The organism is Enterobacter sp. 120016, assembly GCF_018383635.1.
In the GTDB taxonomy this organism is placed as follows: Bacteria; Pseudomonadota; Gammaproteobacteria; order Enterobacterales; family Enterobacteriaceae; genus Enterobacter; species Enterobacter asburiae_D.
Map to the genome: position 1 here is coordinate 19016 of NZ_JAHAWC010000014.1, position 24746 is coordinate 43761.

The 24746-nt window shown below is 56.4% G+C and carries 21 protein-coding genes and 1 pseudogene; 4 read left to right on the forward strand and 18 right to left on the reverse strand.

Going from position 1 to position 24746, the window contains the following annotated elements; all coding sequences use genetic code 11:
• Nucleotides 1–3: 3 nt before the first annotated feature.
• Nucleotides 4–381 (forward strand): Co2+/Mg2+ efflux facilitator ApaG/CorD, encoded by a 378-nt coding sequence (gene apaG, locus KIF87_RS17655; RefSeq protein WP_089599206.1) that lies wholly within the window; start codon nucleotides 4–6, stop codon nucleotides 379–381.
• A gap of 4 nt (nucleotides 382–385) precedes the next feature.
• Nucleotides 386–1234, forward strand: coding sequence for a bis(5'-nucleosyl)-tetraphosphatase (symmetrical) ApaH (apaH, locus tag KIF87_RS17660; protein ID WP_213329867.1), 849 nt, complete (start codon nucleotides 386–388; stop codon nucleotides 1232–1234).
• A 39-nt stretch (nucleotides 1235–1273) separates the two neighbouring features.
• Here the strand turns inward: apaH and folA are convergent, their stop codons facing one another.
• The 13 genes and pseudogenes from folA to KIF87_RS23320 all read right to left on the reverse strand — a co-directional run bounded on the left by folA (nucleotide 1274) and on the right by KIF87_RS23320 (nucleotide 16638).
• The gene (gene folA / locus KIF87_RS17665; protein WP_008502023.1) at nucleotides 1274–1753 is read right to left on the reverse strand and encodes a type 3 dihydrofolate reductase; all 480 of its coding nucleotides are present in this window, start codon (nucleotides 1751–1753) and stop codon (nucleotides 1274–1276) included.
• 114 nt (nucleotides 1754–1867) lie between these two features.
• Entirely contained in the window at nucleotides 1868–3733 is a 1866-nt protein-coding gene (kefC, locus tag KIF87_RS17670) for a glutathione-regulated potassium-efflux system protein KefC (protein ID WP_213329868.1), read from the reverse strand.
• Nucleotides 3726–4256 (reverse strand): glutathione-regulated potassium-efflux system oxidoreductase KefF, encoded by a 531-nt coding sequence (kefF, locus tag KIF87_RS17675; RefSeq protein WP_193940870.1) that lies wholly within the window; start codon nucleotides 4254–4256, stop codon nucleotides 3726–3728. The genes kefC and kefF overlap by 8 nt, the downstream gene beginning before the upstream one ends.
• Nucleotides 4257–4359: 103 nt before the next feature.
• Nucleotides 4360–4593, reverse strand: a complete 234-nt coding sequence (locus KIF87_RS17680; RefSeq protein WP_023310357.1) for a YgdI/YgdR family lipoprotein — start codon at nucleotides 4591–4593, stop codon at nucleotides 4360–4362.
• Between the two features lie 139 nt (nucleotides 4594–4732).
• Nucleotides 4733–7957: a carbamoyl-phosphate synthase large subunit gene (gene carB, locus KIF87_RS17685; RefSeq protein WP_024907428.1), complete on the reverse strand. Its 3225-nt coding sequence runs from the start codon at nucleotides 7955–7957 to the stop codon at nucleotides 4733–4735.
• Nucleotides 7958–7975: 18 nt separating this feature from the next.
• The gene (carA, locus tag KIF87_RS17690) at nucleotides 7976–9124 is read right to left on the reverse strand and encodes a glutamine-hydrolyzing carbamoyl-phosphate synthase small subunit (RefSeq protein WP_010427050.1); all 1149 of its coding nucleotides are present in this window, start codon (nucleotides 9122–9124) and stop codon (nucleotides 7976–7978) included.
• Nucleotides 9125–9577: 453 nt separating this feature from the next.
• Nucleotides 9578–10399, reverse strand: a complete 822-nt coding sequence (gene dapB, locus KIF87_RS17695; protein ID WP_213329869.1) for a 4-hydroxy-tetrahydrodipicolinate reductase — start codon at nucleotides 10397–10399, stop codon at nucleotides 9578–9580.
• 205 nt (nucleotides 10400–10604) lie between these two features.
• Nucleotides 10605–11555: a 4-hydroxy-3-methylbut-2-enyl diphosphate reductase gene (gene ispH / locus KIF87_RS17700; RefSeq protein ID WP_213329871.1), complete on the reverse strand. Its 951-nt coding sequence runs from the start codon at nucleotides 11553–11555 to the stop codon at nucleotides 10605–10607.
• A gap of 1 nt (nucleotide 11556) precedes the next feature.
• Complete coding sequence (gene fkpB / locus KIF87_RS17705) at nucleotides 11557–12006, reverse strand: FKBP-type peptidyl-prolyl cis-trans isomerase (RefSeq protein ID WP_003856450.1); 450 nt, start codon at nucleotides 12004–12006, stop codon at nucleotides 11557–11559.
• Nucleotides 12007–12123: 117 nt separating this feature from the next.
• On the reverse strand, nucleotides 12124–12624 hold the full coding sequence (gene lspA / locus KIF87_RS17710) for a signal peptidase II (RefSeq protein ID WP_008502034.1): 501 nt from the start codon (nucleotides 12622–12624) through the stop codon (nucleotides 12124–12126).
• Nucleotides 12624–15440, reverse strand: a complete 2817-nt coding sequence (gene ileS, locus KIF87_RS17715) for an isoleucine--tRNA ligase (protein WP_213329873.1) — start codon at nucleotides 15438–15440, stop codon at nucleotides 12624–12626. Before ileS ends, lspA begins: the two co-directional genes overlap by 1 nt.
• 45 nt (nucleotides 15441–15485) lie before the next feature.
• On the reverse strand, nucleotides 15486–16412 hold the full coding sequence (gene ribF / locus KIF87_RS17720; protein ID WP_032644021.1) for a bifunctional riboflavin kinase/FAD synthetase: 927 nt from the start codon (nucleotides 16410–16412) through the stop codon (nucleotides 15486–15488).
• A gap of 7 nt (nucleotides 16413–16419) precedes the next feature.
• Nucleotides 16420–16638: pseudogene (locus KIF87_RS23320) on the reverse strand (DUF2575 domain-containing protein).
• Nucleotides 16639–16739: 101 nt separating this feature from the next.
• Between KIF87_RS23320 and rpsT the strand changes: the two are divergent.
• Nucleotides 16740–17003, forward strand: coding sequence for a 30S ribosomal protein S20 (gene rpsT / locus KIF87_RS17725; protein WP_003856458.1), 264 nt, complete (start codon nucleotides 16740–16742; stop codon nucleotides 17001–17003).
• A gap of 57 nt (nucleotides 17004–17060) precedes the next feature.
• Here the strand turns inward: rpsT and nhaR are convergent, their stop codons facing one another.
• From nhaR to dnaK, 4 genes are all read right to left on the reverse strand, one after another.
• Complete coding sequence (nhaR, locus tag KIF87_RS17730) at nucleotides 17061–17960, reverse strand: transcriptional activator NhaR (protein WP_029740864.1); 900 nt, start codon at nucleotides 17958–17960, stop codon at nucleotides 17061–17063.
• Nucleotides 17961–18018: 58 nt separating this feature from the next.
• Nucleotides 18019–19194: a Na+/H+ antiporter NhaA gene (gene nhaA / locus KIF87_RS17735; RefSeq protein ID WP_213329874.1), complete on the reverse strand. Its 1176-nt coding sequence runs from the start codon at nucleotides 19192–19194 to the stop codon at nucleotides 18019–18021.
• Between the two features lie 172 nt (nucleotides 19195–19366).
• Nucleotides 19367–20512: a molecular chaperone DnaJ gene (dnaJ, locus tag KIF87_RS17740; RefSeq protein WP_023310347.1), complete on the reverse strand. Its 1146-nt coding sequence runs from the start codon at nucleotides 20510–20512 to the stop codon at nucleotides 19367–19369.
• Nucleotides 20513–20599: 87 nt separating this feature from the next.
• Nucleotides 20600–22513, reverse strand: a complete 1914-nt coding sequence (gene dnaK, locus KIF87_RS17745; RefSeq protein ID WP_024907421.1) for a molecular chaperone DnaK — start codon at nucleotides 22511–22513, stop codon at nucleotides 20600–20602.
• A gap of 295 nt (nucleotides 22514–22808) precedes the next feature.
• Between dnaK and satP the strand changes: the two genes are divergently transcribed.
• Nucleotides 22809–23375, forward strand: coding sequence for an acetate uptake transporter (satP, locus tag KIF87_RS17750; RefSeq protein ID WP_023334461.1), 567 nt, complete (start codon nucleotides 22809–22811; stop codon nucleotides 23373–23375).
• Here the strand turns inward: satP and KIF87_RS17755 are convergent.
• A complete protein-coding gene (locus tag KIF87_RS17755) occupies nucleotides 23352–24674 on the reverse strand; it encodes an MFS transporter (protein ID WP_032642627.1) in 1323 nt (440 codons plus the stop codon). The genes satP and KIF87_RS17755 overlap by 24 nt on opposite strands.
• Nucleotides 24675–24746 lie beyond the last annotated feature (72 nt).

Genomic DNA, 24746 nt, shown 5'->3' on the forward strand with positions numbered 1-24746 from the left:
GCCATGATTGATTCGCCCCGCGTATGTGTCCATGTACAAAGCGTCTATGTTGAATCACAGTCCTCCCCGGACGAAGAACGTTTTGTTTTCGCTTACACCGTGACCATTCGCAATCTGGGGCGGATGCCCGTGCAGCTGCGCGGGCGCTACTGGCTTATCACTAACGGCAATGGCCGCGAAATCGAAGTTCAGGGCGAAGGTGTGGTCGGTGAACAGCCCCACATCGCCCCTGGCGAAGAGTACCAGTACACCAGCGGCGCGGTGATTGAAACGCCGATGGGTACCATGCAAGGCCATTATGAAATGGTCGACGTCGATGGCAATGGATTCCGCGTTGCCATTCCTGTGTTCCGTCTCGCCGTAACCACATTCATTCATTAATCTAATGTCTACATATCTGATTGGCGACGTTCACGGTTGCTACGATGAACTGATCGCATTATTAAAACAGGTCGACTTTACGCCAGGTCAGGACACGCTCTGGCTGACGGGCGATTTAGTCGCGCGTGGCCCCGGCTCCCTTGAAGTATTACGTTTCGTCAAATCGCTGGGCGACAGCGTGCGCATGGTGCTGGGTAATCACGATCTGCATCTGCTGGCGGTTTTCGCCGGGATCAGCCGCAACAAAACTAAAGATCGCCTCACCCCACTGCTGGAAGCGCCGGACGCGGACGATCTGATTAACTGGCTGCGCCGTCAGCCCCTGCTGCAGATCGACGAAGAGAAAAAGCTGGTCATGGCGCATGCCGGGATCACGCCACAATGGGATCTTGAGACGGCGAAAACCTGCGCGCGTGACGTTGAGGCGGTGCTGGCGAGCGACTCCTATCCTTTCTTCCTCGATGCCATGTACGGCGATATGCCGAACCACTGGAGCGAAGAACTCAGCGGTCTGGCACGCCTGCGCTTCATCACCAACGCGTTCACCCGCATGCGTTTCTGCTTCCCGAACGGGCAGCTCGACATGTATTCCAAAGAGACGCCGGAAAGTGCGCCCGCCCCGCTGAAACCGTGGTTTGCCATTCCGGGACCGGTGACCAGCGAGTACAGCGTGGTATTTGGTCACTGGGCTGCGCTGGAAGGAAAAGGAACACCGGAAGGGATTTACGGTCTGGATACCGGATGCTGCTGGGGCGGAGAGTTAACCTGCTTACGCTGGGAAGATAAAGCTTACTTTGTGCAGCCGTCCAACCGACAGCTGGACTTAGGAGAAAGTGAGGCCGTTGCCTCCTGATACGCTATTCCCTCTCCCGGCCGGGAGAGGGACAATCACTTAACGACGTTCCAGAATCTCGAAGCAGTAGCTGTGGGAGTTCTGTGCATCCGCGTCGTGGAATTCGCTGAATACCGATTCCCACTCGTCCGGATCGTAGTCCGGGAAATGGGTATCCCCTTCCACTTCTGCATCAATGTGGGTCAGATACAGCTTCTGCGCTTTTGGCAGGAACTGCTCGTACACGCGCCCACCGCCAATCACCATGATCTCTTCGGCATTGCCGCATGCAGCAATCGCCTCGTCTACTGATTTTACCCATTCGACGCGATCGTCAGTGCCCGGCTGGCTGCTGATAACGATATTCTTACGGCCCGGCAATGGACGACCAATCGACTCCCAGGTCAGGCGGCCCATCACTACCGGCTTGTTTAACGTAGTACGTTTAAACCATGCGAGATCGGCAGGCAGGTTCCACGGCATGGCATTTTCCATACCGATAACGCGGTCCACCGCCAGCGCTGCAATCAGACTGATCATTGAAAATTTCCCGGATGCAAAAAATTGCCGCCACTATACGGAAAGCTTAATCTTTCGTCGACTGGCGGCAGGGTAAAGATAAAGAAATTTTTTAATATTGCTGGCAACTCCACTTCACGCGGAAGGTTTACTCTCGGGCTCGTCAGCCGGATCGCCGGTATGCTTGCCCTCTTCCGTGCCCTGCCAGCCATGGCGCTGGGTAAGCGACAGGTGGTTACGGTCCTCGTTAATGATTTCCGTCAGCATCGCGCTGGTGCGTTTAAACACCGCCGCGCGCTCGGTGGCCGTACTGCCGGCCATCGCCGCCATCTCTTCAACCATCTCGGTATTAAAGCGGCGGAACAGGTCCGCCCGCTCGCGCGCTTCATACGCGCCGAGCCCCAGGTTTTCCAGCGCCATACGGCCAGACTTCAGCGCACCTTCAAACGTTTCACGCTCCGGCGCGTCTACGCCCGCCTGCCGCAGCCGGATGTAGTGATCCACATCGCGCGCGCGGGAAATAATGGTCAGCGCCGGGAAATGTTCTTTTACCATCTCCACCATCTGCATGCTGGTTTCCGGATCGTCAATGGCGTTAATCAATACCTCGGCTTTTGCCGCCCCGGCGGATTCCAGCAGATCGACACGAGTCGCATCCCCGTAGAATACCTTCATATCGAATTTACGCAGGGTATCGACATGGTCGGGATCGTGATCGAGGATAACCATCTTCACTCCGCTCGACAGCAGTAAGCGGCCGACGATCTGCCCGTAGCGACCAAATCCGGCGATGATGACGCGCGGCTGCTCCTCGTCAATCTCATCGGCTTCGCGCTCCTGCTCGCTGTCCGATTTTTCCAGGCGCGTCAGCATCACCAGCAGCACAGGCGTCGCCGCCATCGACAGTGCGACCGCCAGCGTCAGCGCTTTCGCCCACTCGGGATCGAGCACGTTAGCCATCTGCGCGGCGCCAAAGACCACGAACGCAAATTCACTCCCCTGCCCCAGCAGCACGGCAAACCAGCGGCGCTGCCTGCCCGGCACGTTCAATGGACGCGCAATCAGCCACAGCATCACCATTTTAATGACCAGGAAGCCGACGAGCAGGACGACGATCCGCAGCGGGTGCGTCACCAGCGTGCCGAAGTCGACGGACATCCCGACGCCGATGAAAAACAGCCCCAGCAGCAACCCTTTGAACGGCTCGATATCGCTTTCCAGCGCGTGACGGTATTCAGAGCTCGCCAGCAGAACGCCTGCGAGGAACGCCCCCATCGCCATCGACAGCCCAGCCTCTTCCAGCAGCAGACCGAAGCCAAACACCAGGAACAGCGCCACGGCGCTGAACACTTCGCGCAGGCCAGAACGGGCAACAAACCTCAACAGCGGGCGGGTCACGTAGCGGCCAAGCAGCACCACCAGCGCCAGTGCGCCCGCCACCTTCAGTGCCGACAGCGCGAAAGCGCCCAGCGTGGTAGAGGAACCGCTGGCCGCCAGCAGCGGGATCATCGCCACCAGCGGGATAGCGGCAATGTCCTGGAACAGAAGCACCGAGAACGCGCTGCGTCCCATCTGGGATACCGTCAGATTTCGCTCGTTCATCGCCTGCATGGCAATGGCCGTTGAGGAGAGCGCCAGCGTCATGCCGATGAGCTCTGCCACTTTCCAGTCCATACCCAACAGGATGCAGAACCCGCCCAACAGCAGGCCGCAGGCCACCATCTGCAGTGCCCCACCGCCAAATACCGAGGCGCGAAGCTTCCACAGCCGCTGCGGGTCAAGCTCCAGGCCAATCACAAACAGCATCAGCACCACGCCAATTTCAGCGAAATGCAGTATCGCTTCGGCATCGGTGACTAAACGAAAGCCCCACGGCCCAATAACGCAGCCCGCAATCAGGTAGCCGAGAACAGAGCCCAGCCCCAGGCGTACCGCCACGGGCACAATCAGCGCCGCCGCGCCGAGGTAAATCAGCGCCTGTATCAGCGTATGGCTATCCATGGTGCGCCTCCTGCCACTCAAGTAAGCGTTGTTTATAATGGCGAGCCTGCGCCTGCAGCGTTTCATCATCGCAAACGAACGTGCAGTGCATCGCAAACGGCGGGAGCCAGTTCAGACCGCAATAGAGCGCAGTCGCCTGCAGCGGCTGCGCCAGGACGTCAAAACCCGGGAAGGAACCGATATCAAAGTGACTTTCCCCTCCGCCGGTAGTGACCGCCCACATCAGGCTTTTTCCTTTTAGCGCATTGCCGTTGTGGCCGTACGCCCAGCCGTGGGAGAAGACTTTATCAATCCACAGCTTCAGGAGCGGGGGCGTGCTGTACCACTGCATGGGATGCTGCCAGACAATCAGATCGGCACGGGAAAGCGCCTCCTGCTCGGCGGCGATATCGATATTAAAATCGGGATAGAGTTGATAGAGGGAACGTATCTCTACGTTATCAAGCGTCCTTACCTGCTCAAGCATCCGCTTATTCGCATGCGAGTGCTGCGGATATGGATGGGCATAAATTATCAGAATCATTGATTAGCCTGTTGTTACTGCTTTCTTTTAACAAAAGAGTGTAGTCAGTAATTCAACAGGCTAATAGTGAATATTATTGACGGGCTTACGTCAGAATTCTGAATTAGTTATCCAGCTCGCCCATGGATTTCACCTGGTCACGGTTGATCTGCTCGGTTTGACCGGTTTCGGCGTTTTTGTACGACACCAGACCGGTATCGTCATCCACCTGCGGTTTGCCGTCGGTGACAATGGTTTTGCCATCGGTGGTTTTTACGGCCTGATTAGACGAACAGCCCGCAACGGTAAACATTGTCGTGGCAGCCAGAACGGAAGCGATCAGTAATTTATTTTGCATGGTGTTTTCCCCTGCTCTCAGTTGAATTTCGTTATCGACCTAACCATTTTAGGCTAACTGACTGAAAGCGGATGAAAAACCAGAAGGTTCTGAAGATGGGGAGAATGCCCGGCAGCCGAACGGCACCGGGCATTTTGACTTACTTGCTAATCTGCGCGTGCATTTCCTGCACTGAAATCACCTTCTCGGTGGCATCCGCGTTCAGCGCCATGGCCGTTGCGAAACCGCCGTTCAGGGTGGTGTCGTAGTGCACTTTGTACTGCAGCGCGCTGCGGCGAATCAGCTTGGAGTCTTCAATCGCCTGGCGGCCTGCGGTGGTGTTGATGATGTAGGTGTATTCGCCATTCTTGATACGATCCTGAATGTGCGGACGACCTTCATGCACCTTGTTCACCAGACGCGGGTTGATGCCGGCTTCGCCCAGCACAATCGCCGTACCGTGGGTTGCATCCAGCTCGAAGCCCTGTTTCAGGAGCTTAGCGGCCAGGTCAACCACGCGCTCTTTGTCGCCTTCACGAACGGAGAGCAGCGCACGGCCTGATTTTCTCATGGTGGAGCTACTGCCCAGCTGCGCCTTCGCAAACGCTTCTGCGAAGGTGCGGCCCACGCCCATCACTTCCCCGGTAGAGCGCATTTCTGGCCCTAACAGCGGGTCAACGCCCGGGAATTTGTTGAACGGCAGCACCACTTCTTTCACCGAGTAGTACGGTGGAATGATCTCTTTGGTCACGCCCTGCTGCGCCAGCGTCTGGCCCGCCATCACGCGCGCCGCCACTTTCGCCAGCGGTACGCCGGTGGCTTTGGAGACGAACGGTACGGTACGCGCCGCACGCGGGTTCACTTCAATCAGGTAGACTTCGTTGTCTTTCACCGCGAACTGGACGTTCATCAGACCGCGAACCTGCAGCTCGAAGGCCAGCTTCTGCACCTGCTGGCGCATCACGTCCTGGATCTCCTGGCTCAGGGTGTACGCAGGCAGAGAACAGGCTGAGTCACCGGAGTGCACGCCCGCCTGCTCGATGTGCTCCATGATGCCGCCAATCAGCACCATTTCGCCGTCGCAGATGGCGTCAACGTCCACTTCCACCGCGTCGTCGAGGAAGCGGTCGAGCAGCACTGGCGCATCGTTGGAGACGCTTACCGCGGTCTGGAAGTAGCGGCGCAGGTCGGCTTCGTCATACACGATTTCCATCGCGCGGCCGCCCAGCACGTACGAAGGACGCACCACCAGCGGGTAGCCAATCTCTTTCGCCTTCTCAACGGCCATTTCGATGGCGGTGACGGTGGCGTTCGCCGGCTGTTTCAGCTTCAGACGGTCAACCGCCTGCTGGAAACGCTCGCGGTCTTCCGCACGGTCAATCGCGTCCGGGCTGGTGCCAATAACCGGCACGCCTGCTGCTTCCAGCGCGCGCGCCAGCTTCAGCGGGGTCTGGCCGCCGTACTGCACGATAACGCCTTTTGGCTTCTCGATGCGCACGATTTCCAGCACGTCTTCCAGCGTAACCGGCTCGAAGTAGAGGCGGTCAGAGGTGTCGTAGTCGGTCGATACGGTTTCCGGGTTACAGTTGACCATGATGGTCTCGTAACCGTCTTCACGCAGCGCCAGGGAGGCGTGTACGCAGCAGTAGTCGAACTCGATGCCCTGGCCGATACGGTTTGGACCGCCGCCCAGCACCATAATCTTGTCGCGGTCGACGGACGGGTTCGCTTCGCACTCGTCTTCATAGGTGGAGTACATGTAGGCGGTGTCGGTCGAGAATTCAGCCGCACAGGTGTCCACGCGCTTGTAGACCGGGTGCAGGTCGTACTGGTCGCGCAGCTTGCGGATTTCCGCTTCGCGCACGCCCGCCAGCTTAGCCAGACGCGCATCGGCGAAGCCTTTACGCTTCAGCACGCGCAGGAAGTCAGCGTCCAGGCCGGTGATGCCCAGCTCAGCCACCTGCTCTTCCAGACGCACCAGCTCTTCAATCTGCACCAGGAACCAGCGGTCGATGTTGGTCAGGTTGAACACGCCGTCGACGGACAGGCCCGCACGGAAGGCATCGGCGATGTACCAGATACGTTCTGCGCCCGCGTCTTTCAGCTCGCGACGAATTTTCGTCAGCGCTTCCGGGTCGTCCAGGCTCACTTTCGGGTCGAAGCCGGTCGCGCCCACTTCGAGGCCGCGCAGCGCTTTCTGCAGGGATTCCTGCTGCGTGCGGCCAATCGCCATCACTTCACCGACAGATTTCATCTGGGTAGTCAGACGGTCGTTCGCGCCTGCGAATTTCTCGAAGTTGAAGCGTGGAATTTTGGTGACAACGTAGTCGATGGACGGCTCGAAGGACGCAGGCGTGCGGCCACCGGTGATGTCGTTCATCAGCTCGTCGAGGGTGTAACCCACCGCCAGCTTCGCCGCCACTTTCGCAATCGGGAAGCCGGTCGCTTTAGAGGCCAGCGCGGAGGAACGGGACACGCGCGGGTTCATTTCGATAACAATCAGACGGCCGGTTTTCGGGTTAACGGAGAACTGCACGTTAGAACCGCCGGTTTCCACGCCGATTTCACGCAGTACCGCCATCGAGGCGTTACGCATGATTTGATACTCTTTGTCGGTCAGGGTCTGGGCTGGCGCAACGGTGATGGAGTCGCCGGTGTGGATACCCATCGCATCGAAGTTTTCGATAGAACAGACGATGATGCAGTTGTCGTTTTTATCACGCACCACTTCCATCTCGTACTCTTTCCAGCCAATCAGCGATTCATCAATCAGCAGCTCTTTGGTTGGGGAGAGATCCAGACCGCGTTCGCAAATCTCTTCGAACTCTTCTCGGTTGTAGGCGATGCCGCCGCCGGTGCCGCCCATGGTGAACGATGGACGGATGATGCACGGATAGCCCACGTCAGCCGCGACGGCCAGCGCTTCTTCCATGTTGTGTGCGATACCGGAACGCGCGGTGTCGAGGCCGATTTTCTTCATCGCCACGTCGAAGCGTCGACGGTCTTCTGCTTTATCAATCGCGTCGGCGGTCGCACCAATCATGGTCACGCCGAACTCGGCCAGCACGCCCTGACGCTCCAGCTCCAGCGCACAGTTCAGCGCCGTCTGGCCGCCCATGGTTGGCAGCACCGCGTCCGGACGCTCTTTCTCGATGATTTTACGCACCACTTCCCAGTGAATCGGCTCGATGTAGGTTGCATCGGCCATTTCCGGGTCGGTCATGATGGTTGCCGGGTTAGAGTTCACCAGGATAACGCGGTAACCCTCTTCACGCAGGGCTTTACACGCCTGCGCGCCGGAGTAGTCGAATTCGCAGGCCTGGCCGATGACGATCGGGCCAGCGCCAAGGATCAGGATGCTTTTTATATCTGTACGTTTTGGCATTGTCTTCTCGGCTCCTGATTATTTAGCGGTCTTACGGTATTGCTCGATAAGTTCGATGAAGTGATCGAACAGCGGCGCGGCGTCGTGTGGGCCCGGGCTGGCTTCCGGGTGCCCCTGGAAGCTGAATGCTGGCTTATCGGTGCGATGAATCCCCTGCAGGGTGCCATCGAACAGCGACTTATGGGTCACGCGCAGGTTAGCCGGCATCGAGGCTTCATCGACGGCAAAGCCGTGGTTCTGCGCGGTGATCATCACCGTGTTGTTATCGATGTCTTTCACCGGGTGGTTGCCACCGTGGTGGCCGAACTTCATCTTAACGGTGTTCGCACCGCTCGCCAGCGCCAGCAGCTGATGGCCGAGGCAGATGCCGAATACCGGGATGTCGGTTTCCAGGAAGGACTTGATGGCGGCGATAGCGTAATCGCACGGCGCCGGGTCGCCAGGGCCGTTGGACAGGAAAATACCGTCCGGATTCATCTTCAGCACGTCTTCGGCAGACGTTTGCGCCGGAACCACCGTCAGGCGGCAGCCGCGGTCAACCAGCATGCGCAGGATGTTGCGCTTGGCGCCGAAATCGTAGGCCACCACGTGGAACGGCAGCTCGCTCTCTTTTTTCGCTTCCGGCAGGTCGCCTTCCAGCGTCCAGCTACCCTGGGTCCAGCTGTAGGCTTCAGCGGTCGTCACTTCTTTCGCCAGGTCCATGCCGTTCAGGCCCGGGAAGGCTTTCGCTTTTTCCAGCGCCAGCGTCGCATCGAGGTTATCACCCGCGATGATGCAGCCGTTCTGTGCACCCTTCTCGCGCAGCAGACGCGTTAACTTACGGGTATCGATATCGGCAATCGCCACGATGTTATGGCGCTTCAGGTAAGAAGAGAGGTCTTCGGTATTGCGGAAGTTGCTGGCAATCAGCGGCAGGTCGCGGATGACCAGGCCTTGCGCATGTACCTGAGAAGATTCTTCGTCAGCCGCATTGGTGCCGACATTGCCGATATGAGGATAAGTAAGAGTAACGATTTGGCGAGAATAGGAAGGATCAGTGAGGATTTCTTGATAACCGGTCATTGAAGTATTGAAAACGACTTCCCCAACCGCCGAACCCGTTGCCCCTATGGCCCGACCGATAAACTGGGTTCCGTCTTCCAGAACCAATAGCGCTGACTTAATCAAAACACCCTCCAGAGAATATTCACTCACTTTATTTGCATATTAATTCATAGCATGTCATGGATCAATGCAAATGTGTTACCAGCGGATTTTTGGCAAACGGCGGCATTCTGGGGATTTGGTGGGTAAAAGTCAACTTAAAACGGATATTTTGTTTAGTCTTTTGCAGGCCTGGCGAGAAGAATGCGGCTTAAGCGACAAAAAGATCAGGTAAATCACAGCAGAAAACGCTTGCGCGCCTGGTTTAATAAAAAATAACGCGATAGAGCATAATAAAGTGGACCAAATGGTCAAAATTTACATTTCAGTAACGTTAAAATGCAACATTAAATAGATATATATGGCTTTAAAGCAAAATAAAACATGAAGTAGGTAAAATAAAAGGGCAATAAAATATTGCCCTATGCAATCAAACAATTACGACTGCAATAACCACATCACGATGGGTAATAATGCTTATAAATTGTTGAGATCGAGCACGTCTCGCATATCAAAAAGACCATCTTTCTTGTTTTTAAGCCACAAAGCGGAACGTACCGCGCCGTTGGCGAACGTCATTCGGCTGGAGGCTTTATGCGTAATTTCGACGCGTTCACCAATATCGGCGAACATCGCCGTGTGTTCGCCGACGATGTCACCCGCCCGCACGGTTGCAAAACCAATGGTGCCCGGCACGCGTTCGCCGGTGTAACCTTCGCGGGTGTAGACCGCGCACTCTTTTAAATTTTTATCGAGTGCATGAGCAATCGCTTCGCCCATCGCCAGCGCCGTACCTGATGGCGCATCAACTTTGTAACGGTGGTGAGCTTCTACGATCTCAATATCCGTGTAGTTGCCCATCACCTTCGCGGCCTTCTCCAGCAGCTTCAGCATGACGTTAACGCCCACGCTGAAGTTTGCGGCGAAGACGATCGCAATCTCTTTTGATGCATCCTGGATAGCCTGCTTACCCGCATCGTCAAAACCGGTGGTGCCGATCACCATCCCCTTGCCGTGCTGGCGACAAAACGCCAGATGCGCGAGCGTCCCTTCCGGGCGGGTAAAATCGATGAACACATCGAAGTCCTCTTTTACCGCCTCCAGGCTGCTTTGCACGGTAACGCCCGTGTGGCCTGCGCCCGCCAGCTCGCCGGCATCGGTCCCCAGAAGCGAAGAACCTTCACGCTCCAGAGCCGCGCCAAGCGCGACGCCATCCATCTGAAGTGCCGCCTGAATAAGCTGACGGCCCATACGTCCACCCGCGCCCGCAATGGCGACACGGATCTGTGCATCATGCATAGTTATTCTCTTACGTTAAAATGATGTAAACCGTTTTCAGATTAACCAGCCTTGAGAAGCACTGCCAACTGAAAACACCAATAATTAGAATTTAACGTGAAACCGACTTAAATATCAGTAAAAGACATGATTTTGTCGTCACGATAAAGTAACGGGTAAAAAAAAGGCCAGCACAGGAGGTGCTGGCCTTTCATCAGAAAAAGGACTATTCGACTTCGCGGGCGTCGATGCGCAGTTCTTTCGGGACTTCGAAAACGATGTTCTCTTCACGTCCTTCCAGCGGCACCGCTTCGCCGCCGCCCAGCTCCTGCAGACGGGAAATGACGTTCTGTACCAGAATATCTGGCGCAGACGCCCCGGCCGTCACGCCGACACAGGCCGCGTGCTTAACCCACGCTTCCTGAATATCCGACGCGTCATCAATCAGGAAAGCCATTTTCCCCATGCGCTGCGCCAGTTCGGCCAGACGGTTGGAGTTAGACGAGTTTTTGGAGCCGACCACCAGCACCACATCCGCCTGTTCAGCCAGTGCGCGCACCGCTTCCTGACGGTTAGTGGTCGCGTAGCAGATATCATCCTTACGCGGACCGACGATTTTCGGGAAGCGCTGGCGCAGGGCGTCAATCACGTCCGAGGTATCATCTACGGAGAGCGTCGTCTGGGTCATAAACGACAGACGGTCTTCATTTTTCACGTTCAGCGTCAAGACATCTTCCGGCGACTCAACCAGATACATACCCCCTTCCGGGTTGCTGTACTGGCCCATGGTGCCTTCGACTTCCGGATGCCCGGCATGGCCAATCAGAATCGACTCTTCACCACGACGGCTGGCGCGCGCCACTTCCATATGCACTTTTGTCACCAGCGGACAGGTGGCATCGAATACGGTCAGGTCGCGGCTTTTCGCCTCGTTGCGTACCGCCTGCGAGACGCCGTGCGCGGAGAAGATCAGGATCGCACCGTCCGGCACTTCGCTGATCTGCTCAATAAAGATTGCGCCGCGCTCGCGCAGGCTGTCGACCACGTAGCGGTTATGCACCACTTCGTGACGCACATAAATCGGCGCGCCGTAAATCTCCAGCGCGTTTTCAACAATGCTGATAGCGCGGTCTACACCGGCGCAAAAGCCGCGCGGGTTAGCCAACAGGATCTGCATTTCAGGCCTCCAGTGCAGGATCGATTTCCAGCACTTCAACATCAAAATGAACGGTACGCCCGGCAAGCGGATGGTTGAAATCAACGGTAATAGAGTCGCCGTTGATTTCGCGGATCACGCCAGGCATTTCGCTGCCGTCCATAGCGGTAAAGAGCATAATCGCCCCGATTTCCGGTTCACCCGCGTCCATGAACTCACGGCGCGAGAAATACTGGATCAGGTCCGGACTCGGTACGCCAAACGCGGCATCCGGCTCCAGCGAAAAGGCTTTTTTCTCACCCTCTTTCAGACCGAGAAGCTGCTGCTCAAGACCTTCAGAAAGTGAGGTATCGCCAAGACGAAACAGGGCCGGTTTGCCGTTGTTGCGGGTGGATTCAGCCGTGGAGCCGTCATCCAGCTTCAGCGTGAAGTGAACGAGAACCGCGCTGTTGCTCTGTACGGATTTAGACATGCAAATTGCTCGCTTGTTTTGGGTCACCTGTTGCCCGGTGGCGCTGCGCTTACCGGGCCTACGGGAGGCCACAAATTCTGTAGGCCGGGTAAGCGCAGCGCCACCCGGCATTGACAATTAAGCCTGCTCTTTCGCGGCCGGTTTTGGCAAGAAGCCTTCCAGCACGATTAACGCCGCACCGATGCAAATTGCGCTATCGGCGAGGTTAAAGGTCGCGAAGTGCCAGTCGCCGACGTAGAAGTCGATCATATCGACCACAAAGCCGTGCCACAGGCGGTCAAACAGGTTGCCCAGGGCGCCGCCAATGATCAGCGCGTAGGCAATGTTATTCAGCTTTTGCGTGGCCTTCGAGCGGTACATCAGCACCGCCAGGATCACGCAGATACCGAGAGCGATACCCGCAAAGAACCAGCGCTGCCAGCCACCGCTGTCGGCAAGGAAACTAAACGCTGCGCCGTAGTTACGTGCGTAGTGCAGGTTAAGCGACGGGAACAGCGGGACCGTCTCCCCCAGAGCGAAATTCTGGAGGATCAGGAACTTGCTGCCCAGATCGATAATCAGCACCACCACAACCAGCCACAGCCAGCGCAGTCCTGTTGAACAGAGAGTTTTACTCATCAGGCAAACTTACGTTTTTCGCCGTCACCGGCGACGTTGCTTACACAGCGTCCGCAGATATCTGCGTGTTCCGCCACCTGGCCAACATCGGTGGTGTAATGCCAGCAGCGCGGGCATTTCTCACCGTCGGCTTTGCTCAGCGCGACTTTCAGTCCTTTGAGCAGTTCGCTCTGCTGAGCATCAGCAGTAGCTTCGGCATAATCCGCAACTTTCGCACCGGAGGTCAACAGGACAAATCGTAATTCATCGCCCAGCGCCGTCAGCTTCGCCGCCAGCTCCGGTTCGGCGTACAGGGTCACTGCCGCTTCCAGAGAGCCGCCGACTTTCTTGTCTGCACGCGCCTGCTCGATAACCTTATTCACTTCGCCACGCACTTTCAGCAGTTCGTCCCAGAAGGCATCGTTCATTGCTTCGGTGCTGGAGAGATCGAACAGGCCTTCGTACCACTCGCCCGTGAAGACATACTTCTCACGGTCGCCCGGCAGATAGCCCCAGATTTCATCCGCGGTGAAGGACATGATCGGCGCCATCCAGCGCACCAGCGCTTCTGCGATGTGGAACAGTGCGGTCTGGCAGCTACGACGCGCCACGCTGTCCGCTTTCGCGGTGTACTGGCGGTCTTTGATGATGTCGAGGTAGAACGAGCCCATCTCGATGGAGCAGAAGCGCATCAGGCGCTGCACCACTTCGTGGAAGTCGTAAGACTCATAGGCTTTCAGGATATCGTCCTGCGCCGCTTTCGCGCAGCCTACCGCCCAGCGGTCCAGCACCACCATCTCTTCCGGTTTCACCATGTCTTTTGCCGGATCGAACCCGTTCAGGTTCGCCAGCAGGAAGCGCGCGGTGTTACGGATACGACGATAGCTGTCGGCGGCACGCTTCAGGATCTCGTCGGACACCGCCATTTCGCCGGTGTAGTCGGTAGAGGCCACCCACAGACGCAGAATGTCTGCGCCCAGCTTGTTCATCACATCCTGCGGAGAAACGGTGTTACCGATAGATTTGGACATCTTACGGCCCTGACCATCCACGGTGAAGCCGTGAGTCAGTACCTGACGGTAAGGTGCTTTACCCTTCATGGCGGTGGAGATCATCAGCGATGACATGAACCAGCCGCGGTGTTGGTCAGACCCTTCCAGATACATATCGGCAGCGTGACCGGCAAATTCCGGGCGCACGTCAACCACGGAGGAGTGAGTAGACCCGGAGTCGAACCATACGTCCAGGGTATCCGGCACTTTCTCGTAGCTGTCTGCGTCAGCGCCCAGGATGTCGCGGGAGTCGAGATCCCACCACGCCTGAATGCCGTCAACTTCGACGCGCTTCGCCACTTCTTCCATCAGTTCCAGAGTGTTCGGGTGCAACTCCTGCGTCTCTTTATGTACGAACAGAGACATCGGCACGCCCCAGGTACGCTGACGGGAGATACACCAGTCAGGACGGTTAGCCACCATGGATTCGATACGCGCCTGGCCCCAGTCAGGGATCCACTGCACGCCTTTGATCTCTTTCAGAGACTGCTCGCGCAGACCTTTCTGATCCATGCTGACGAACCACTGCGGGGTCGCACGGAAGATGATCGGAGTCTTGTGACGCCAGCAGCACGGATAGCTGTGCTGCATTTTTTCAACGTGCAGCAGCGCGCCGCTGGTGCGCAACATGTCGACGATGATGTCGTTCGCTTTGAAGACGTTGATACCGTCCAGCGCCGGGTAGGTGCCAGGCAGGTAAGAGCCGTCCGGGCCAACCGGGTTAGCGATTTCCAGACCATACTTCAGGCTGATGTTGTAGTCGTCAGGACCGTGGCCACCGGCGGTATGCACCGCACCGGTACCCGCTTCCAGCGTCACGTGGTCGCCCAGGATCGCCGGAACGTCGAAGTCCAGGAACGGGTGTTTGAAGCGCATCAGCTCCAGCGCGTCACCTTTCACGGTGCCCAGCACGGTGTAGTCGGTGATATGCGCGCGCTTCAGCACGCTCTCAACCAGATCTTTCGCCAGGATAACCGCCTGACCTTCAACCTGAACCAGCGCGTATTCGAACTCACCGGACAGGGAGATCGCGCGGTTGGCTGGCAGGGTCCACGGGGTGGTGGTCCAGATAACCAAAGAGATTGGGCCGTTAACGGACGACACGCCAAATTTGGCTTTCACCGCATCCTGATCGACGGCATGGAATGCCACGTCAATAGAAGGAGAGGTTTTGTCGTAATACTCCACTTCCGCTTCTGCCAGCGCAGAGCGGCAGTCCACGCACCAGTGCACTGGCTTAGCGCCTTTGTGCAGGTGGCCGTTACCGATGATTTTACCCAGCGCACGGATGATGTTGGCTTCAGTTTTGAAGTCCATGGTCAGGTACGGGTGCGACCAGTCGCCCAGCACGCCCAGACGGATGAAGTCAGCGCGCTGACCGTCAACCTGCGTAGCGGCGTATTCGCGGCACTTCGCACGGAACTCGGCGGCGGTGAACTTCTCACCCGGCTTGCCAAACTCTTGCTCTACTTTCAGCTCGATCGGCAGACCGTGGCAGTCCCAGCCCGGAACGTAAGGCGAGTCATATCCCGTGAGGCCTTTGGACTTCACGATAATGTCTTTCAGAATCTTGTTAACCGAGTGACCAATATGAATGCTGCCATTCGCATATGGAGGGCCATCATGCAGAATGAAGGATTTTTTGCCTTTTTTGGCTGCACGAATGATGCCGTACAGGTCATCATCGGTCCAACGCGCCAGCATTCCCGGTTCGCGCTTGGCGAGATCGCCGCGCATCGGGAACCCTGTTTCCGGCAAATTCAGGGTTGATTTATAGTCACTCATCAGATTCTCGGTTCCGTATTTATCACGTAGGCAGTTAAGCCGGGTTCAAAGCCCAAAAAACTCGCGGGCCGTCAATTCATCTCGCGCAATTTGCGCTTTTAGTTCATCCAGCGAACCAAATCGCTGCTCGTTGCGTATTTTTTTACGCAGTATCACATCTATATGGCGACCGTAGAGGTCCATTACAACGTCCAGCAGGTGCACTTCTAGCTGTTGACGCACACCGGCGACGGTCGGACGCGTACCAATGTTGGCGACGCCGTAAAACGGCTTATCGCCCAGTCCTGCCACTTCCACCGCATACACCCCTTTAACCGGGGAAACCTGACGACGCAGCGGTATATTCGCCGTCGGGAAGCCTATCGTGCGGCCCAGCGCATCGCCATGGACCACGCGGCCAGAGATAGTGAACGGATGCCCCAGCAGGGTTTCCGCCGTATCCAGTTCGTCATCGGCCAGTGCCCGGCGAACCGCCGTGCTGCTGACGCGCACGCCGCCTTCGCAGAAGGTCATCGCGCTGGTGACGTCAAATCCGTACTCCAGACCAGCCTTCTGTAATAGCAAGAAATCGCCCTGACGACCAGCGCCAAAGCGGAAATCATCGCCCACGGCGAGAAACTGCACGCCAAGACGCTTAACCAGCAGGTCGCTGACGAAATTTTGTGCTGTCAGCGCGGCAAAGCGGCGATCGAAACGCACACACAATACATAGTCCACGCCGGACTCCGCCAGATAGCGCAGCTTCTCGCGCAGGCGAGTGAGGCGGGCGGGAGATTTATCGCCCGCGAACAGCTCCAGCGGCTGCGGCTCGAAAATCATCACTACAACGGGCAGGCCACGGGCCTCCCCTTCTTTACGCAATCCCTGCAACAGCGCCTGATGACCACGATGCACGCCGTCGAAATTACCAATGGTCAGCACGCACCCGTGTGGCGCGCTGCTGAGATTATGTATGCCGCGTATCAGCTTCATGTCTGGCTCAAAACAGTGAAAATCGCCAAAGTATACCTTGTACAGCGGTTAAGGTTAACCGGCGATTGTTCGCGCAAAACAGAAAGCCGTAATGATTTCATCAGGCTGACCTTTCGCAGCGAAAAAATCTGCTCGTGAACTGCGATTTTTATGCCGAAAGGCTGTATTCAGGGAAGACAAGCTGGTAGAATCCTGCGCCATCACTACGTAACGTAGCGTCGCTAATTAACGGCGCTTATTTGCACAAATCCATTGACAAAAGAAGGCAAAGAGGGCATATTCCTCGGCCTTTGAATTGTCCACATAGAACATATTTGGGAGTTGGACTTGGCTAATATCAAATCAGCTAAGAAACGTGCCGTTCAGTCTGAAAAGGCTCGTAAGCACAACGCAAGCCGTCGCTCTATGATGCGTACTTTCATCAAGAAAGTATACGCAGCAATCGAAGCAGGCGACAAAGCTGCAGCGCAGAACGCATTTAACGAAATGCAACCAATCGTGGATCGTCAGGCTGCTAAAGGTCTGATCCACAAAAACAAAGCAGCGCGTCATAAAGCAAACCTGACCGCGCAGATCAACAAACTGGCTTAATCGCTACTTGTTGTTGCTTGTTTAAAGAACCCGCTTAACGCGGGTTTTTTTATGCCTTCAGATTGCCGGTGGCGTAAACAGCGCCGCGTAGTCACGGTTACAGATTCGCTGTACCGCCGGGTGCTGAATCATCCGTTCGGCAAATATGGCGTGATACTCCTCCATCACGTTATCCACTCTGCCTATCTCCGTAATCTTATCGTCCGAATAGAGATCGTGCGCATACAGCGTCGGCGCAACGAAGATCGCGTTATGCGCTTCGCCAAAGGCTTTCATCAGCGCCGCATCGTCGAACTCACCGAGGATTTCTACCTTTAGCCCCTGCGAGTTAAACCAGTTCAGCAGCTTGCGTCCGAGCATGGAACGTCTTCCCGGCACCAGCAGGCGGCGCTCTTCAAGGCACGCGGGGAACGGTTTTTCCGGCGGCGGGTTAATGCACCAGAAGCTGACGCCGCATTCGCCAATTTTCACCGAGAACAGCCCTTCCTGCTGGGTGGAGTCGATCGGGCAGTCCGAGATAATCATGTCCAGCTTGTGCTGGCTCAGCTGTTCCAGCAGCATCTCGTGGGTGGATTCAAAGCAGCGCAGATGGATTTGCTCATCTTCCACCACCGCCGCATCCAGCACACCGCTCACCAGCCGCTTGGACAGCGCATCCGCCACGCCCACGTCAAAGAGCAGGTTCGACTCTTTGCGGTAGTTGACGATATCCAGCATCTCCTGGCTCAGGGTGAACATTTTGTCCGCATAGCGGAAAACCAGTTCGCCCAGTTCGCTGGGTTCAATCCCACGCCCTTTACGCTTGAACAGCTTGCCCTGCAGGCGCTCTTCCAGGGCCTTGATTTGCCCGGTGATGGTTTGCGGCGTCAGGTAGAGCGCCTCTGCCGCCCCCACCACCGAGCCCTGTTTATAGACGTGCCAGAAGTAGTACAGATGGTTGTAATTTAAATGAGACATCGCGTCTTCTCTCCCTGAGTGTGTATCGGGAGAAGGATCGCCTCCTCCCGGTGTTCCGTTATGCCTGGACAGCCTGTCCGGACAATTTCACCTTCAACAAGGTATAACCGATTACCGCGGCCAGTAATGACCCGATGAGAATGCCGAGTTTAGCCCAGACGATAAGCTCAGGCGCATGCGCACCAAACGCCAGCGTCGAGATAAAGATCGACATCGTAAACCCGATGCCACACAGCACGCCGACGGCCATAATCTGCTTAAACGTGGTGCCGTGCGGCAAAGACGCCAGCTTCAGCTTCGTCGCCAGCCAGCAGAAGAGGCTAATGCCCAGCGGCTTACCGATAAACAGCCCGGCAATGATGCCCAGCGGCAGCACGGACGTCAGCCCGTCCAGCGTCACGCCGCCGAGGGAAACGCCCGCGTTGGCAAACGCAAACAGCGGCAGGATCATAAAGGCGACCCACGGGTGCAGCACATGCTCCAGCTGTTTGGCAGGCGACTTACCGTCCTGCGGCTTAAGCGGCACGAGGAAGCCGACGATCACACCTGCCAGCGTCGCGTGCACGCCCGATTTCAGCACCGCCGTCCACAGCACCATCCCCACCAGGATATAGATACCGATGCGGCGAACATTGAAGATGTTCAGCAGCGCCAGCACGGCAATCGCCCCAGCGGCCACGCTCAGGGACAGGATCGACAGATCGCTGGTGTAGAACAGCGCGATAATCACAATGGCGCCCAGGTCATCGATGATCGCCAGCGCCATCAGGAAGATTTTCAGGGCCACCGGCACGCGGCTTCCCAGCAGTGCCAGCACCCCGAGCGCAAAGGCGATATCCGTCGCAGCCGGGATCGCCCAGCCGTGACGTGCAATCGGATCCTGCCAGGTGAACGCCAGGAAGAGCAGCGCCGGCACCACCATCCCGCCGAGCGCGGCAATCACCGGAAACGCCGCGCGCTGGCGGCTGGCAAGCGAGCCCAGAACCAGCTCACGCTTAACCTCAAGCCCGACGAGCAGGAAGAACACCGCCATTAGCGCATCGTTGATCCACAGCAGCATGTTCTTTTTAATTTCGAGCGCCCCGACCTTCAGCTCAACGGGCGTTTCCAGAAATGCATGGTAGAGTCCCTGCGTGATGCCAAGGTTAGCCAGCACCATCGCGGCCGCAGCGGCAATAATCAGGATCACGCCGCCGGACGCCTCACTGCTAAAAAAACGGTGTAGTAATTTCACTTTAATTCTCTCTGTTACAACAATACCTCGATAAAACCATAATACCAAGCCAGATAGCTCGGCAAAAACAGATTAATATTGAGTATAGATTCAGTTTTACCGAGCAATACCCATAAATAGAAAAAGCCCGGAATCGCTTCCGGGCCTTTACGGATGAAAACCTGAGAACAGATTAACGGGTCAAATCATCGAAGAATTTTTTGACGCCATCGAAGAAGCTTTTGGAGCGCGGGCTGTTTTTCTCACCCGTCGGGCCGCCAAAGCTCTCCTGCAACTCTTTCAGCAGCTGTTTCTGCTTGTCGTTCAGGCCAACCGGCGTTTCCACGACGACGCGGCACAGCAGGTCGCCCTGCGCACCACCGCGAACGGATTTAACGCCTTTCCCGCGCATGCGGAACAGCTTGCCGGTCTGGGTTTCGCCCGGCACTTTCAGGTTCACGCGACCATCCAGCGTCGGTACTTCGATTTCACCGCCCAGTGCAGCCATCGCGAAGTTGATCGGCACTTCGCAGTACAGGTTATTACCTTCACGCTCGAAGATGGCGTGCTGCTTTACCTGCACCTGAACGTACAGATCGCCTGCCGGTGCGCCGTGCTCGCCTGCTTCGCCCTCACCTGCCAGACGGATGCGGTCGCCCGTATCGACGCCAGCCGGGATTTTAACGGACAGGGTCTTGGTTTTCTCAACGCGACCGTGGCCGTGGCATTTGGTGCACGGATCTTTAATCAGCGTACCGCGACCGTGACAGTGCGGACAGGCCTGCTGTACCGCGAAGAAGCCCTGACGCATCTGTACCTGACCAGAGCCGTGACAGGTTGGACAGGTCTGAGGCTGCGTACCCGCTTTCGCGCCGCTGCCGTGGCAAACGTCACACTCTTCCAGCGTCGGGATACGGATCTCTTTGGTGACACCGCGAACGGCCTCTTCCAGCGTCAGCTCCATGTTGTAGCGCAGATCCGCGCCGCGCGCCGCGCGCTGACGACCACGACCGCCGCCGAAGATGTCGCCAAATACATCGCCAAAGATATCGCTGAAGTCAGCGCCGCCGCCAAAGCCGCCGCCACCGAATCCACCGCCGCCCATGCCGCCCTGTTCAAAGGCTGCGTGACCGTACTGGTCATAGGCCGCACGTTTTTGTGCATCGGTCAGGACTTCGTAGGCTTCTTTGATCTCTTTAAATTTGGCTTCAGCCTCTTTGTCACCCTGGTTACGGTCCGGGTGGAATTTCATGGCCAGGCGCTTGTACGCCTTTTTGATTTCACGCTCTTCCGCAGTTTTCGGAACGCCTAAAATCTCGTAATAGTCTTGCTTTGCCATTGGTTTTTTTAAGCCCCTTAACATGCGAGCACGGGCGTGGAGAGTTCTCCTACGCCCGTGCCGATTAATTACCCTGCATCAGGGCGATTATTTTTTATCTTTAACTTCTTCGAACTCAGCGTCGACAACGTCGTCGTCTTTCGCGTTGTTCGCTGAAGCGTCAGCGCCCGCCTGCTGTTGAGCGTGCTGCTGCTGAGCGATTTCCATCAGCTTCTGAGAAGCCTGCGCCAGTTCCTGCATCTTCGCTTCGATGTCCGCTTTGTCTTCACCTTTCAGTGAGGATTCCAGCGCACTCAGTGCAGCTTCGATAGCAGTCTTGTCTTCCGCTGGCAGTTTATCGCCTGCTTCTTCAACCTGCTTACGGGTGCTGTGCAGCAGATGGTCGCCCTGGTTGCGGGTCTGAACCAGCTCTTCGAACTTACGGTCTGATTCCGCGTTAGCTTCGGCATCGCGAACCATTTTTTCGATTTCCGCTTCGTTCAGGCCAGAAGATGCCTTGATGGTGATCTTCTGCTCTTTACCGCTGTTTTTGTCTTTCGCAGACACGTGCAGGATACCGTCAGCATCGATGTCGAAGGTCACTTCGATCTGCGGCATGCCGCGCGGTGCCGGATTGATACCGTCCAGGTTGAACTGACCCAGAGATTTGTTATCCGCCGCACGCTTACGCTCACCCTGAATCACATGGATGGTTACCGCAGACTGGTTGTCTTCAGCGGTAGAGAACACCTGACTGTGTTTCGTCGGGATGGTGGTGTTTTTGTTGATGAGCGCAGTCATCACACCGCCCATGGTTTCGATACCCAGAGACAGCGGGGTAACGTCCAGCAGCAGTACGTCTTTAACTTCACCGGTCAGTACGCCACCCTGAACCGCAGCACCGATTGCAACCGCTTCGTCCGGGTTAACGTCTTTACGTGGCTCTTTACCAAAGAACTCAGCCACTTTCTTCTGAACCATTGGCATGCGGGTCTGACCACCGACCAGGATAACGTCCTGGATATCGGATACGGACAGGCCAGCGTCCTGCAGAGCTACTTTCAGCGGCTCGATTGAACGGTTCACCAGGTCTTCTACCAGGCTTTCCAGTTTCGCACGGGTCACTTTGATGTTCATGTGTTTAGGACCGGTCGCGTCTGCAGTGATGTACGGCAGGTTCACGTCGGTCTGCTGAGCGGAAGACAGCTCGATCTTCGCTTTCTCAGCGGCTTCTTTCAGGCGCTGCATCGCCAGCGGGTCGTTACGCAGGTCAATGCCCTGATCTTTCTTGAACTCGTCAACGAGGTAGTTGATCAGACGGGTATCGAAGTCTTCACCACCCAGGTGGGTATCACCGTTGGTTGCCAGAACCTCGAAGGTTTTTTCGCCGTCAACTTCGTCGATTTCGATAATAGAGATATCGAAGGTACCACCACCCAGGTCGTAAACCGCGATAGTACGGTTGCCAACTTCTTTATCCAGACCATAAGCCAGTGCAGCAGCGGTTGGTTCGTTGATGATACGTTTTACTTCCAGACCTGCGATACGGCCAGCATCTTTGGTTGCCTGACGCTGAGCATCGTTGAAGTAAGCAGGTACGGTGATAACAGCTTCAGTTACCGGTTCACCCAGGTAATCTTCAGCGGTTTTCTTCATTTTCTTCAGCACTTCAGCAGAAATCTGCGGTGGTGCAGTTTTAGCGCCTTTCACATCAAGCCACGCATCGCCGTTATCTGCCGCGATGATTTTGTAAGGCATGATGGAAACGTCACGCTGAACTTCTTCGTCCTGGAAGCGGCGACCGATCAGGCGTTTAATCGCAAACAGGGTGTTTTGCGGGTTTGTCACTGCCTGACGTTTAGCCGGCTGACCAACCAGAGTTTCACCATCCTGGGTATAAGCAATGATAGAAGGCGTGGTGCGATCGCCCTCGGCGTTCTCCAGCACGCGTGCAGTAGTGCCATCCATAATCGCTACACAAGAGTTGGTAGTACCCAGGTCGATACCAATAATTTTACCCATCTAAACGTCTCCACTAAAAATTCAGTCAACATGTGGTTGTGTACCTGTAATAAGGGCAGAACGTGCTTTTTCAACTGCCCAGATTTGATTTTTTTCAGGTCCACACACTGCGGTTGACTACAAGATGGGGTCGCGACGGCATCCATCAAGGGGCAAGCATAAAAAAAATTTAATTTCACCCTGATGAGATCATAGACGCCATCGATTGCGCCCATTATGATGCCGCGCCCAGTCAGGGAGTACTGACGCGGGTTTAACCATTTCACCATATTAATGATGATTTTTTTGAGGACTTATGGGCAACACTAAGTTGGCTAATCCGGCTCCGCTGGGCCTGATGGGTTTTGGCATGACCACTATCCTGCTGAACCTGCACAATATCGGGATGTTCCCGATGGATGGCATCATCCTGGCGATGGGCATTTTTTACGGCGGTATCGCGCAAATCTTCGCGGGCCTGCTGGAATATAAGAAAGGCAATACCTTCGGCTTAACCGCCTTCACCTCTTACGGTTCTTTCTGGCTGACCCTTGTTGCCATTCTGCTGCTGCCTAAAATGGGCATGGCGGACGCGGCAAACGCCCATTTCCTGGGCGTTTACCTGGGCCTGTGGGGCGTCTTCACCCTGTTCATGTTCTTCGGTACCCTGAAAGGTAACCGCATGCTGCAGTTCGTTTTCCTGAGCCTGACCGTGCTGTTCGCCCTGCTGGCGATTGGTCACCTGGTGGATAACGAAGGCATCGTTCATGTTGCAGGCTGGATTGGTCTGGTTTGCGGCGCAAGCGCTATCTACCTCGCAATGGGTGAAGTGCTGAACGAGCAGTTTGACCGCACCATTCTACCGATTGGTGAAAAACACTGATCCCTCTGTCGTGCCCGCCTCGCGGGCACGACATCCCCCCGCCTGACGCAGCCAAAATCCTAATACCAGCCCCATCAGCGAGAGCGCGAGTACATACCAGGCTGGCGCCATCGGCGACACGCCCATCAGCACGGTGACGGCAATTGGCGTCAGCCCGCCGAAAATGGCATATGAGACGTTGTAAGAGAACGAGATCCCGGTGAAACGCACTTCCGGCGGGAAAGCTCGCACCATGACGTAAGGCACAGCACCCACTACGCCCACGCACAACCCTACCACGCCGTACAGCAAAAACAGCTGTTCAGGATGGCTGCCCGCCAGATGGTAAAACGCCCAGCTTGATGCGGCCAGTAACAGGCTGCCGACGATAAAGGTAACGCTGGCACCGAAACGATCTGCCGCCAGCCCGGCGGCCAGACAGCCAAAGCAGAGCATGATTGTCGCGATACTGTTCGCCTGTAGCGTCACGGCAGGGGCGAAGCCGTACTGCTTTTGCAGCCACACCGGGGACATCAATATCACCACCACAATGCCCGCCGAAAGCAGCCAGGTGAGCAGCATCGACACCACCACCGCTTTTTTATGGCGTACCACGACCGCCTTCACCGGCAGCTCCTGCGCCAGCGCTTTGCGCTGCTGCATCTCGAGGAAAATCGGCGTCTCCTGCAGCCAGCGGCGCAGGTACATCGCCACCAGACCAAACGCCCCGCCCAGCAGGAACGGAATACGCCAGCCCCAGTCGTGCACGGCCTGCTGCGTCATGCTGGTGTTAACAATCGTTGCAACCACCGAACCGAGCAGGATTCCGACGGTCAGCCCCGCCGTTAAGGTTCCGCAGGCGATACCAATGCGGCGCGCCGGAACATGCTCCGCGACAAACACCCACGCGCCCGGCACTTCACCGCCAATCGCCGCGCCCTGAAGGACGCGCATCAGCAACAGCAGCAGCGGAGCAAGGATGCCCATCGAGGCATAGGTGGGCAGCAGACCAATGGCCAGCGTGGGTACGGCCATCAGCAGGATGCTAAGGGTAAACATCTTCTTGCGCCCGACCAGATCGCCAAAGTGGGCCATGATAATGCCGCCCAGCGGACGCGCCAGATACCCGGCGGCAAAAATGCCGAAGGTTTGCACCTGACGCAGCCATTCAGGAATATCCGCCGGGAAGAAGAGTTCTCCCACCACGGCGGCGAAGAAGACGAAGATGATAAAGTCGTAAAACTCCAGCGCGCCGCCTAAGGCCGCGAGCGTGAGGGTTTTGTAGTCCTGTCGATTCAGAGGTCGGGTGTTATGTGACATAGCGAACCATTATGCGTTTATTGTGGATTTATTTTTACAGCAATCGTAAAGAAAAAATTACTATACCGTAAA